Here is an 11,786-nt window from a genome sequence, read left to right on the forward strand (position 1 = left end):
TGACCTTCCCCTCGTGGGGCGGGGCGCGGGGCTGGTTGTGCTGGGGGCCGGCCACGGGTAGGACCCCCCCCCACAGCCATGCCTGCAGCAGCAGCCTGGTGGTCAGGCCGACTTGCGGCTGTCGCGCGGATGGACCGCGATGTTCATGGCGCCGGAACGCAGTACGGCGAGCCGTTCCTCAAGGACCTCTTCGAGCTCCTCGCGGGTGCGCCGCTCCATCAGCATGTCCCAGTGCGTACGCGCGGGCTTCGCCTTCTTCTCCTCAGGTCCGTCGCCGTCAACGAGGAGTGCCTGGGCCCCGCAGACCTTGCACTCCCACTCCGGCGGAATCTCCGCCTCGACCGAGAAGGGCATCTCGAAGCGGTGCCCCTTCTCACATGCGTACTCCACGGCCTGGCGAGGGGCCAGGTCGATGCCGCGGTCCGTCTCGTAGCTGGTCACCACGAGGCGCGTGCCGCGAAGAGCTCGCTCACTCATGAATCGTGCCTCCCGGGCTTGTCGCCCACAGGACAGGTGTCGCTGTCGTCGTCATCCGGTCAACGTCCGGTCGGCGGTAAAGATTCCCGTTCCGGGTCGTGCGTCGCCGTCGTGGCCGCAATCCTGTCGACCACTGTCAACCAACCAATTCCGCACCCGCCGACGTCCCATTTGTCACATCTGAACGAACATGTCACCCGGCGTTTCATGTCCCTTGACGCGCAGTAACGGTCCGCCCGGCAGGCCAAAGACGTACACTACCGGCCTTCGGCTCCGGACGCTAAATCCGCTCCGGAGCCGGGTTGCCCGCGTCGAGCACCGCCTGCCGCAGCGGCACCCGCGCCAGCAGGACGAAGCCCACCGCGAAGAACACCACCAGCGAGACGATCGCGTCCCGGTAACTCCCCGTCAGCTGGAAGGTCAGCCCGAACAGCAGCGGTCCCAGCCAGGACATCCCGCGGTCGCTCATCTCGTACGCGGCGAAGTACTCCCCCTCCTGGCCGGGCGGTACCAGGTGGGAGAAGAGGGAGCGGGAGAGGGCCTGGCTGCCGCCGAGCACCATCCCGATACAGGCCGCCAGCACGAAGAACCAGACCGGTTTCCCGGCCGGCAGGAAGTACCCCGCGGCCAGCGTCCCCGTCCACGCCACCAGCGAGCCCAGGATGGTGCGCTGCGCCCCGTAGCGGCGGGCCAGCCAGCCCAGTGCCAGCGCCCCGCCCACCGCCAGCACCTGCACCAGCAGCACCGCCGTGATCAGCGTGGACTGCTCAAGGCCCAGCTCCTCCGAGCCGTACACCGAGGCCTGCGAGATCACCGTCTGGATGCCGTCGTTGTAGATCAGGTACGCCAGCAGGAAGGAGAGGGTGAGCGGGTGGCGGCGCATGTCCCTGACGGTTGCCGCGAGTTGGCGCCAGCCCGGCACGGTGGGCGCCGCCGCGTCGCCCTGCCGCGGGCGGTGCCGGTCCCGCAGCCGCGCCAGCGGTATCAGCGCGAAGCCGCCCCACCACAGGCCGGCCGTGGCCAGGCAGATGCGCACCGCCGTCGACTCGGAGACCCCGAAGGAGTCGTGCCCCTGGTAGAGCACCAGGTCCGCCACCAGCACCAGGGCGCCCGCCGCGTACCCCATGGCCCAGCCCCGGGAGGACACCGTGTCGCGCTCCGCGGGCTCCGAGATCTGCGGCAGATAGGCGTTGTACAGCGACGCCGCGACCGCGCCGGACGCGTTCGCCACCACCAGCAGCGCCCCGCCGAGCAGATACCGCTGCCCGTCCAGGAAGAACATCCCCGCCGTCGCCCCGGCCCCCAGATAGGCGGTGACGGCCAGCAGCGGCTTCTTCCGTCCGGTCCGGTCCGCGGCCGCCCCCGCCAGCGGCATCACCAGCACCGCGAGGATCACCGACAGCGACACCGAGTACGGGAAGAAGGAGCCGGCCCGTACCGGGATGCCCAGCGGGTGGACATAGCCGTCCACGTCCGCCGCCGCCTTGGCCACTGAGGTCAGGTAGGGGCCGAGGAAGACGGTCAGCACACTCGTGGAGTAGACCGAGTAGGCCCAGTCGTACATGTACCAGCCGCGCTGCTCCCGTCGCCGGGCCGCGGCTCCGTCGTCCGCCCGCCCCGCCTCCACGGTTTCCGCATCCATGGCGCTCCGCCCCCGCTTCCCCGTCCGGCTGATCCGGTGCCCGGTCAGCCGGCCCAGGCGCCGCGCTGCTCCAGGACCGCCCGCAGTGTCTCGATCCGATCGGTCATGATGCCATCGACGCCCAAGTCCAGTAGCCGGTGCATCTGTTGGGGATCGTCCACGGTCCACACATGCACCTGGAGCCCGGCCCGGTGCGCGGCCCGTACGAACCGTCCGTCCGCCACCGGAAGTCCGGATTGCGCCACCGGCACCTGGGCGCAGACCGCGGTCCGGCGCAGCGGAACCGGCGGCCCCCAGGAGCGCAGCCGCAGCGCCAGCACCCCCCGGACACCGAGCGAGGTCGCGAGCCGCGGCCCGGCCAGTTTCTGCGCCCGCGCCACCCGAGCCTCCGAGAACGAGCCGAGGCACACCCGGTCCCAGGCCCCGGTGCGTTCCAGCAGCTCCAGCAGGGGGCGCAGCGCGGCCTCCTCCTTGACGTCCACGTTCCACCGCAGCCCGGGGAGGGAGTCCAGCAACTCCTCGAAGAGCGGCACCGGTTCGCGCCCGTCGACCCGTGCCTCGCGCACCCGGCGCCACGGCAGCTCCGCGATCCGGCCGCGCCCGTCGGTGACCCGGTCCAGGGTGGCGTCGTGGAAGGCGACCAGGCGGCCGTCGAGGGTGGCGTGCACATCGGTCTCGGCGTAGCGGTAGCCGACCCGGGCGGCGCGTTCGAAGGCGGCCGCGGTGTTCTCCAGACCGCCGGCCGCGCCGCCGCGGTGGGCGAAGGCCAGCGGCGCCGGGTGGTCAAGGTAGGGGTGGCGGGGCGGGGAGGTCACCGGCGCAGTATGGCGCGCCGCCGGACGCCCTCGGCCACCGGGGACCGGCCGTGGTCCACCGCGCACACCCGCAGGAAGAGCTGCGCCAGCGGCCCGATCGCCAGCGCGTACACCACGGTGCCGGCGCCGATGGTGCCGCCGAGGGCGAAGCCGGTCGCCACCACCGCCACCTCCAGGGTGGTGCGCACCAGCCGGATGGAGCGGCCGGTGCGCCGGTGCAGGCCCGTCATCAGGCCGTCTCGGGGGCCGGGGCCGAAGTCCGCGGCGATGTAGAGACCGGTCGCCAGGCCGTTCAGCAGCACCCCCGCCAGCATCAGCGGCACCCGGCCGCCCAGCGGGTGCACCGGCGGCACCGCCCACAGCACGGCGTCCATCGCCACCCCGATCACGAAGACGTTGGACACGGTGCCGAGTCCCGGCCGCTGCCGGATGGGGATCCACAGCAGCAGCACCACCGCGCCCACCGCGATGGACACCATGCCGATGGAGATCCCGGTCAGCTCGGCGAGGCCCTGGTGCAGCACCCCCCACGGTTCGAGGCCGAGCCCCGCCTCCACCAGCAGCGCCGAGCTGGCCCCGTAGAGGACGAGGCCCACGTACAACTGGGCCAGCCGGCGCGGGAGTCGGGCGGGGGCGGTGGCGGGCGGGCTGGGCATCGGGGTGCCTCCTGGCGACGGGCGGATGGTGCTGGTGGACCGGCTCGTGTCACTCTGTGGCGTGGAAGCCTCGGCCATCCATGGCCAATCCGAGGAAGGTGGACTGATCGTCATGGCGCAGTGGACCTCTGCCGTGGGCTCCGCCCAGCTCGCCCGGCTCCTCACCTCCCAGCAGTCCCGCCCCGCGGGCCCCGGAACGCGCCGCCCGCCCGCCTACCGTGCCCTGGCCGACGGTATCCGCGTGCTCGTCCTGGAGGGCCGCGTCCCCGTCGCCGCCCGGCTGCCCGCCGAACGCGAACTCGCCGCCGCCCTCGCCGTGAGCCGCACCACCGTCGCCGCCGCCTACGAGGAGCTGCGCGGTGAGGGCTTCCTGGAGTCCCGCCGTGGCGCCGGGAGTTGGACGGCGGTACCGGCCGGGAATCCGCTGCCCGCGCGCGGTCTGGAGCCGCTGCCGCCGGAGGCCCTCGGTTCCGTGATCGACCTGGGCACCGCCGCCCTGCCCGCCCCCGAGCCCTGGCTCACCCGCGCCGTCCAGGGCGCCCTGGAGGAACTCCCGCCGTACGCCCACACCCACGGCGACTACCCGGCGGGGCTGCCCGCGCTGCGGGCGCTGCTGGCCGAGCGGTACACGGCGCGCGGGGTGCCCACCATGCCCGAGCAGATCATGGTGACCACCGGTGCGATGGGCGCCATCGACGCCATCTGCCATCTCTTCGCCGGCCGCGGCGAGCGGATCGCCGTCGAGTCCCCGAGCTACGCCAACATCCTGCAACTGATGCGGGAGGCCGGCGCCCGGCTGGTGCCCGTCGCCATGGCGGAGGGGCTGGCGGGCTGGGACCTGGACCGCTGGCGGCAGGTGCTGCGCGAGGCGGCACCCCGCCTGGCGTATGTGGTGGCCGACTTCCACAATCCGACCGGTGCCCTGGCCGACGAGTCGCGCCGCCGCCTCCTGGTCGACGCGGCCCGCTCCGCCGGCACCGTGCTGGTGGTGGACGAGACCATGAACGAGCTGTATCTGGAACCGGATTCGGAGATGCCGCGCCCGGTGTGCGGCTTCGATCCGGCCGGCTCCACGGTGATCACGGTCGGCTCCGCCAGCAAGGCCTTCTGGGCGGGTATGCGCATCGGCTGGGTACGCGCCGCCCCGGATGTCATCCGCAGCCTGGTCGCCGCCCGCGCCTACGCCGACCTCGGCACCCCCGTACTGGAGCAGCTCGCGGTCAACTGGCTGCTGAGCACCGGGGGTTGGGAGTCCGCGCTGGAGTTGCGGCGGGAGCAGGCGCGGGAGAACCGGGACGCCCTGGTGGCCGCGGTGCGGCGGGAGCTGCCGGACTGGGAGTTCGAGGTGCCGGTGGGCGGGCTGACGCTCTGGGTGCGCACCGGCGGCCTCTCCGGCTCGCGCATCGCGGAGATGGGTGAACGGGTCGGGGTACGGGTGCCGTCGGGGCCGCGCTTCGGGGTGGACGGGGCCTTCGAGGGCTATGTGCGGCTGCCGTTCACCGTCGGCGGGGCCGTCGCCGAGGAGGCCGCGAACCGGCTGGCCGCCGCCGCCCACCTGGTCCGCACCGGCGCCACCAGCGGCGCGGAGGCCCCCCGCACCTTCGTGGCGTGACGGGGGCCTCCGCGCGGCCGTTCGTTCAGGTGGCGGCCGCGGCGGTACGGGCCGGGTCGGCGTCCAGGGTGGGCATCGGGTCCTCCCCGGTGGGACCCGGGCCGGGCTCCTCCACCGTGCCGCAGCCGCCCGCCGCGGCCGGTCCTTCCTTGCCGAACGGGTCGGCCTCCGCGGGGAGTTGCTGCTCCACACCGTCCGCTTCCTCCGCCGGGGCCGGATGCTCCGGGAGCAGGGCGAGGACCGCGGTCCGCAGGGGCTCGGGGGCGGCCTCGTCGAAGGGGTCGGGGGTGCCCGGCACCTGGAGCCGCAGCAGCGGGCCCGCGCCGAGCCGGGCGAAGCCGCGGCCCGCCGGCACCGGTTCCGCCGGGGCGCTGCCGGGCCGCGCCCCCAGCAGATGCCCGACGGCCTCCACCGGCGCGGGACCCAGCACCGCACGCGCCCGGGTGTGCCGCAGCACCGACTCGTGCAGCGCCTCAAGACCGTCGAACTGGTCCGCCACCACCACCGTCACCGCTGCGGCCCGCCCGTGCCGCAGCGGGACCTGGAGCATCGCCTGCGGATCGGGACGGCCGTCGAGCGCGGCGAGATGACCGAGGACACTCGGCCGGTCGACCAGGATCCACAGCGGCCGCCGGGTGTCCGGCGGGGGCGCCTGCCCCGCCTGCCGGGCCCGGTTGGCCTCGATCAGCCGGCGCTCCGTCTCCCGCGCCGCCCACTCCAGACCGGACAGCGCCCCGGCCGGTGAGCACTCCACCGCGATCACCCCGGGCCGCCCCGCCAGGAAGGCGTACTCGCCGGCGCCCGCGCCCTCCACGATCAGTACGTCGCCGTGCCGTAGCGCCTGGAGGGCGATCGACCGGAGCAGGGTGCTGGTGCCGCTGCCGGGCTGGCCGACGGCGAGCAGATGGGGCTCGGTGGAACGGGGGCCGGTGCGCCAGACGACCGGCGGTACGTCGCGCTGCTCACCGGCGTCCGCCACGGGGAGGGTGCGCTGCACGGAGGTCGGATCGGTGAAGCCGAGCACCGTCTCGCCCGGCGCGGTGACGAACCGCTGGGCGGCGATGCCGGTGGAGAGCGGGGCGAGGGCGGTGACGGTGAGGCGGTTGCCGGCCTCGTCCCAGCCGAAGTGGTACTCGCGGCCGCGCCCCGCCTTGGTGGCGAGCAGTTGCTCGACCCCGGCCCGCGCGTCCGCGTCCCCGTCCGCGAAGTACGCCGGGTACCGCAGTACGAGGCGACCGGGCCGCCCGTCCTCGTCGAAGTCGTGTTCGGCGAAGGCGGCGGTCCAGTCGCCGCCGTGGGAGTACAGCGGCTCGGGGTCCTCGGGCACCGAGAAGTACGGCACCAGGGCTTCGTAGAGGGCGCCGAGCCGGGCGGCCTCGGCCGGGTCGGGGCCGGTCGGCTTGGGGTGGCGGTCCCGGCCGTGCCAGGCGGCCGCCGCCATCAGCACCGCCCCCGCCAGCAGCGGCCCGTACGGGACGAGGACGACGACCAGGACGACCGAGGCGGCGAGGAAGAGCAGCGGGCCGCGCCGGTCCTTGGGGGTCTCCCGCCATCTGCGCCGGCCGGCCCCGGCCAGCCGGTGCAGTCCGCGGGTCAGGGTGATCAGCGGCTGGAGGACGTCGGTGGCGCCGTCCGCCGCCGTCCGCGCCAGCTCCCGGCTCCGGGTGAGCTGGGCACTGCCGCTGGTGAGGATGCGGGGGAGGGGGCGACGGGCCACGTCTGTACTCCTGCTCTCCGTACGGGTCTTGGCGGGGCGCCGGGTCAGAACTTGATGCCGCCGAGCAGGCCGGCCAGGCTCGCGCCGCCGGCCTGGATGCTGGGCGCGATGGCGGTACCGGCGAGATAGAAGCCGAAGAGGGCGCACACCACCGCGTGCGAGGCCTTGAGCCCGTCCTTGCGGAAGAAGAGGAAGACGATGACGCCGAGCAGCATGACGCCTGAGATGGACAGGATCATGAGAGTTCTCCTGGTCGAGGGGGACAGTCACGATGAGCTCTTCCAGGCTCACAGGATGTATCCGTACGATAAAAGCTGCAACAGGGTGAAAAAGTATGAATTTCACCCTGTTGTCGGTGCTGAGCTGGGCCGGCCGGCCGCAGCCCGCCGGAGCAGTACGCTGGCGATTCACCCGTACGGCCCGCTGGCGCCGTACGCGCGCGGCACGGAACGGAAGGGCGGTCCCGTCGATGAGTGAAGCCCCGGACCCGGAGGTCGTGGAGCTGGCCACCAGGATCTTCGATCTGGCACGCCAGGGCGACACCGCGGCGCTCGCCGCGTACGTCGACGCCGGGGTCCCGGCGAACCTCACCAACGACCGCGGCGACACCCTCGTGATGCTCGCCGCCTACCACGGGCACGCGGCGGCGGTCCGCGCCCTGCTGGAGCGCGGTGCCGAGGCCGACCGGGCCAACGACCGCGGCCAGACCCCGCTCGCCGGCGCCGTCTTCAAGGGCGAGGACGCGGTGATCCGGGTCCTGCTCGACGCCGGTGCCGACCCGGCCGCGGGCACCCCGTCCGCCGTGGACACCGCCCGGATGTTCGCCAAGACCGAGCTGCTGGAACTCTTCGGCGGCTGAGGCGGGCGGCGCTTCCCGGCCCGGTCGCGGGAGGGGCGGCGGGGGAGAAATGTGTCGCGGCGGGCGGAACCGCTGGGCCATCATGACGTCGAGGTTCACGGGCGCGGCGGCGGGGCAGGTGTTGCCGCACCGCACGGTCCGTGACCGGGCCGCGGGGCCCACCGACGAAAGGCAGAGGAAGATGGTCTTCGACAAGCTGACGGCAACGGGTGTCCGCACGTGTTGGCGCGCCGCCAGGTGACACACGGATCCCGGTCGCGTCGACGCTTGATGTGAGGCTGTTTCCCATGTTCGAACCGGTCATAGCGCCCAGCGGTACCCTGCTCGGCCTGCTCCAGAGAGGCCGCGGCGACGGCACCCTGCACGCCCTCACCGCCCCCCGTCCCGAGGCCCTGGCGGCCCTGGAGCAGTGCGTCCTCGGCGACCCGAGGCACGACTGGCAGGTGGAGAACCGCTCCCTCTACTACGCGCGCCTCTATCTCGACCTGCACGGCGACCTGGACGCCGTGGAGCGGCACCTCTTCGGCCCCGAGGACGTCCTGGACGACGAGGAGTCACGCACCGGCCTCGCCCTCTCCGTCCTCGGCCACCTCGCCTCCTACGGCCGGCGCGACGCGCTGCTGCTGCTGCGCCGGTACGCGGCGACCGGCGCCAACTGGGCTTGGGCGCTGGACGAGTTGGCGCTGCGGGACGACGACGCCGGGCTGCGTGCGCTCGCCGGGCCGGTGCTGGCCCGCTTCCCGGCGGACGCGGAGGGCGAGGCCGAGCTGACCGCCGCGGTACGGGACGCCTTCGAGCCGCGGCCCTGGCGGCTCTGGGCCCAGGACCCGCGCCCCGGGATCGCCGACCGGGTACGGGCCGCCGGTGAGCGCGGCTCCTTCGACCGCTGGCAGCGCCAGTTGACCGGTGCCGGGCCCCGCCCCGAGTGGAGCGTGCAGGCCGTCTTCGACTGGGCGGAGGCCGGGGCCGCGCGCGGTGCCGCCCTCCATGTGCCGGCCGCCCGCTGCCTGACTGCGGTGGCCGCGCCCGAGGACCGCCCGGCCATCCTCGCCGTGGCCCGGGACGGCGGCGACGGCGCCCGCTGCACCGCACTGCGCTATCTCGCCGCCGTCAACGACCCCGATGTGCTCGACCTCATCGAGGCGGCCGCCGAGGCCCCCTCCACGTCAGTGGTCGACGCGGCCCTGGCCTCCTTCGAGCGGATGCGCAGCCTGACCGCGGTGGACCGCGCCCGCCGCTGGGCCCTGCGCCCCGACGCGCTCGGTGCCGCCGCCGGCCGGATGCTGGCCTGCCGCGGCGCCACCCGGGACAGCGATCTGGTCCTCGGCGCCCTGCGGGAGGCGGTCCGCGTCGAGGGCCCGGACGCGCCCTCCCTGTGGACCTTGGTGGACGGAGCCGGGCGCCTCGGTATCGCCTGCGCCGCCCCCGTACTGCGCCATGTCTACCGGGAGACGGCCTCCTCCCATCTGCGGGGCCGGGCCGCCCGTGCGCTCGCCGCCACCGATCCGTCGTTCGCCGCCGGGTTCGCCGTCGAATGCCTCTGGGACTGCGAGGAGTCCACCCGGGAGATCGCCGCCCGCCATGCCGAGACCGGGGATGCCCGTGTGGTGGAGCGTCTGCGGCGGCTGGCCGCGGATCCGGCCGAGGAGGACGAGGTGCAGACCGCCGTCCGCAGCCGCATCACCCCCGACAGCCCCTGACGCTCAGCGCCTGCGGGCGGCCGGGGTGAAGCGGAGCGGGGTGCCCGGGGCCGCCTGGGCCGCCGCCGCCAGATCCGCCTCCCGTACCACCGCGATCACCGGATAGCCGCCGGTGGTCGGATGGTCGGCGAGGAAGACCGCCGGCAGCCCGTCCGGCGGCACCTGCACGGCGCCCAACACCATTCCCTCGCTGGGGAGTTCACCGTGCCGGGCGCGCTCCAGCGGCGGGCCGGCGGTGCGCAGTCCGATGCGGTTGGCGGCGGGGGAGACCCGGTAGACGCCGGTGAACAGGGTGCGGTGGGCGGCCGCCGTGAACCAGTCGTCCCGGGGGCCGAGCGCCACCCGGAGCACCAGTTCCGCGGGCGGCGCCGGCTGCGGCACCACATCGGGCGCGATACGCGGGCCGGGTACCGGGGTGCCCAGCGGCAGCACCGCGCCGTCGGCCAGCGGGGGCGGGCCGAGGCCGGAGAGCAGGTCGGAGGAGCGGCTGCCCAGCACCGGATCCACCGCGACGCCCCCGGCGAACGCCAGATAGCCGCGCACCCCCCGCACCGCCGGCCCCACGTCGAGCACCGCCCCGGCGGGCACCGTCACCGGCGCACCCCAGGCCACCGGGCGGCCGTCCACCGTGACCGGGCAGGGCGCACCCGTCACCGCCACCACCACCCGGCACCGCGGCCGCACCGCGCACCCGGTGAGCGTGGTCTCCAGTACGGCGGCGGTGGGCGGATTGCCGGTGAGGCGGTTGGCGAGGGCGGCGGCGGGCGCGTCCAGGGCACCGGAGCGGGGCACACCGAGGTGGGCGTGGCCGGGGCGTCCCCGGTCCTGCACGGTGGTCAGCGCTCCGGCCCGGACGACGGCCAGCGCGCGGTCGCTCATCGCCGCCGCCCCCCGCCGCGCGGCTCCGCGGCCTCGGGCACGAACCGCACCCTGGTCCCCGGCGCCAGCAGTGCGGCCGGTTCCTGTGTCGCGTCCCACAGCACGGCGTCGGTGGTGCCGATCAGTTGCCAGCCGCCGGGCGAGGTCCGCGGATACACCCCGGTGTAGGGGCCGGCGAGGGCGACCGCGCCGGGCGGGACCGCGGTGCGCGGGGTGGACCTGCGGGGTACAGCCAGCGACTCGGGCAGCCCGGTCAGATAGCCGAAGCCGGGGGCGAAGCCGCAGAACGCGACCCGGAAGCCGGTCCCCGCGTGGATCCGCCCCACCTCCCGCGGCGCCACGCCCCAGTGGGCCGCGACATCCACCAGATCCGGCCCGTCGTAGCGCACCGCGATCTCCACCGTGGGCGCGGCCAGGTCCTCGGTCAACGGCACGTCCCAGCAAGGGAGTTGCGCGGCCAGCCGGTCGGGTTCCGCGACGCCGTCCAGCAGCACGGTCCGGGCGGCGGGCACCACCTCGGTGACCCGCAGGGTGCCCGCGGCCCGGCGCCGCAGTATCTCGGCGTGCAGGGCCCGGGCCGCCTCTCCGGAGTCGAGTTCGACCAGCAGCGCCCGCTCGCCGACCGGCAGCGCCCGCGGCGTCATACGAAGGCCTCCACCCGTATCCCGGCCGCCGCCAGCGCGGCGCGTACCCGGCGGGCGGTGCCGACCGCGCCCGGGGTGTCGCCGTGCAGGCACAGGGAGCGGGCGGCGACCGGGACGCGCTCACCGGTGACGGCGCGCACGGTGCCGGTGGTGGCCAGCTCCACGGCGCGGGCCGCCACCACCTCCGGGTCGGTGAGTACGGCGCCGCCGTGGCCGCGGGGCACCAGGGTGCCGTCGGCCGTGTAGGCGCGGTCCGCGAAGGCCTCCTCGACGGCGGGCAGTCCGGCCTTGGCGGCGTGCTCCAGCAGTCTGGAACCGGGCAGTCCGAGCACCGGCAGGGTGCCGCCCGCCAGCAGCACCCCCTCGGCCACCGCGGCCGCCTGCTCCTCGTCGTGCACCACCCGGTTGTAGAGCGCCCCGTGCGGCTTCACATAGCCGACCCGGGTCCCCGCGGCATGGGCGAAGACCCGCAACGCCCCGATCTGGTACGCCACTTCGGCGGCCAGCTCCGCGGCCGGCACCTCCATGGCGCGCCGTCCGAATCCGGCCAGATCGCGGTAGGAGACCTGGGCGCCGACGGACACCCCGCGGGCCGCCGCCAGTTCGCACACCCGGCGCATGGTCGGGGCGTCGCCCGCGTGGAAGCCGCAGGCCACATTGGCGCTGGTGACCAGGGAGAGCAGCGCCTCGTCGTCGGTGAGCCGCCAGTGGCCGAAGCCCTCCCCGAGGTCGGCGTTGAGGTCCAGGGCGGCGCTCGTACCGGCGGCCATCAGCGGGCCGCCGCG

General features: G+C 74.8%; 12 protein-coding genes. 3 read left to right on the plus strand and 9 right to left on the minus strand.

The genetic code is table 11. The features are described 5' to 3' along the window. Positions 1 to 102: 102 nt before the first annotated feature. From ACFVST_RS25105 to ACFVST_RS25120, 4 genes are all read right to left on the minus strand, one after another. Positions 103 to 477, minus strand: coding sequence for an RNA polymerase-binding protein RbpA (locus ACFVST_RS25105; protein WP_003977404.1), 375 nt, complete (start codon positions 475 to 477; stop codon positions 103 to 105). Between the two features lie 280 nt (positions 478 to 757). Beyond that, positions 758 to 2,119, minus strand: a complete 1,362-nt coding sequence (locus tag ACFVST_RS25110) for an MFS transporter (RefSeq protein WP_390155839.1) — start codon at positions 2,117 to 2,119, stop codon at positions 758 to 760. A 44-nt stretch (positions 2,120 to 2,163) separates the two neighbouring features. Beyond that, positions 2,164 to 2,934 (minus strand): glycerophosphodiester phosphodiesterase, encoded by a 771-nt coding sequence (locus tag ACFVST_RS25115; protein ID WP_390155840.1) that lies wholly within the window; start codon positions 2,932 to 2,934, stop codon positions 2,164 to 2,166. Further along, positions 2,931 to 3,590, minus strand: coding sequence for a YitT family protein (locus tag ACFVST_RS25120; protein ID WP_390155841.1), 660 nt, complete (start codon positions 3,588 to 3,590; stop codon positions 2,931 to 2,933). The genes ACFVST_RS25115 and ACFVST_RS25120 overlap by 4 nt, the downstream gene beginning before the upstream one ends. Positions 3,591 to 3,702: 112 nt before the next feature. On the opposite strand from ACFVST_RS25120, the gene ACFVST_RS25125 reads away from it, so the two are divergent. Then, positions 3,703 to 5,202 (plus strand): PLP-dependent aminotransferase family protein, encoded by a 1,500-nt coding sequence (locus tag ACFVST_RS25125; protein ID WP_390155842.1) that lies wholly within the window; start codon positions 3,703 to 3,705, stop codon positions 5,200 to 5,202. Positions 5,203 to 5,227: 25 nt separating this feature from the next. Here the strand turns inward: ACFVST_RS25125 and ACFVST_RS25130 are convergent, their stop codons facing one another. Both ACFVST_RS25130 and ACFVST_RS25135 read right to left on the minus strand, forming a co-directional pair. Then, the gene (locus tag ACFVST_RS25130) at positions 5,228 to 6,919 is read right to left on the minus strand and encodes a hypothetical protein (RefSeq protein WP_390155843.1); all 1,692 of its coding nucleotides are present in this window, start codon (positions 6,917 to 6,919) and stop codon (positions 5,228 to 5,230) included. Between the two features lie 44 nt (positions 6,920 to 6,963). Next, on the minus strand, positions 6,964 to 7,158 hold the full coding sequence (locus ACFVST_RS25135) for a hypothetical protein (protein ID WP_390155844.1): 195 nt from the start codon (positions 7,156 to 7,158) through the stop codon (positions 6,964 to 6,966). Positions 7,159 to 7,388: 230 nt separating this feature from the next. Between ACFVST_RS25135 and ACFVST_RS25140 the strand changes: the two genes are divergently transcribed. Together ACFVST_RS25140 and ACFVST_RS25145 are read left to right on the plus strand one after the other, a co-directional pair. Further along, on the plus strand, positions 7,389 to 7,778 hold the full coding sequence (locus tag ACFVST_RS25140; protein ID WP_390155845.1) for an ankyrin repeat domain-containing protein: 390 nt from the start codon (positions 7,389 to 7,391) through the stop codon (positions 7,776 to 7,778). A gap of 287 nt (positions 7,779 to 8,065) precedes the next feature. Then, the gene (locus ACFVST_RS25145; RefSeq protein ID WP_390155846.1) at positions 8,066 to 9,478 is read left to right on the plus strand and encodes a HEAT repeat domain-containing protein; all 1,413 of its coding nucleotides are present in this window, start codon (positions 8,066 to 8,068) and stop codon (positions 9,476 to 9,478) included. A 3-nt stretch (positions 9,479 to 9,481) separates the two neighbouring features. Here ACFVST_RS25145 and ACFVST_RS25150 read toward each other — a convergent pair whose 3' ends face one another. Genes ACFVST_RS25150 through ACFVST_RS25160 form a run of 3 tightly spaced genes read right to left on the minus strand, consistent with a single transcriptional unit; the run spans position 9,482 to position 11,771 of the window. Then, positions 9,482 to 10,357, minus strand: coding sequence for a biotin-dependent carboxyltransferase family protein (locus tag ACFVST_RS25150; RefSeq protein WP_390155847.1), 876 nt, complete (start codon positions 10,355 to 10,357; stop codon positions 9,482 to 9,484). Continuing rightward, positions 10,354 to 11,001, minus strand: a complete 648-nt coding sequence (locus ACFVST_RS25155) for an allophanate hydrolase subunit 1 (protein WP_390155848.1) — start codon at positions 10,999 to 11,001, stop codon at positions 10,354 to 10,356. Before ACFVST_RS25155 ends, ACFVST_RS25150 begins: the two co-directional genes overlap by 4 nt. Continuing rightward, a complete protein-coding gene (locus tag ACFVST_RS25160; protein WP_390155849.1) occupies positions 10,998 to 11,771 on the minus strand; it encodes a LamB/YcsF family protein in 774 nt (257 codons plus the stop codon). Before ACFVST_RS25160 ends, ACFVST_RS25155 begins: the two co-directional genes overlap by 4 nt. Between the last annotated feature and the right edge of the window lie 15 nt (positions 11,772 to 11,786).

This window comes from Streptomyces sp. NPDC058045 (assembly GCF_042885635.1).
GTDB lineage: Bacteria > Actinomycetota > Actinomycetes > Streptomycetales > Streptomycetaceae > Streptomyces.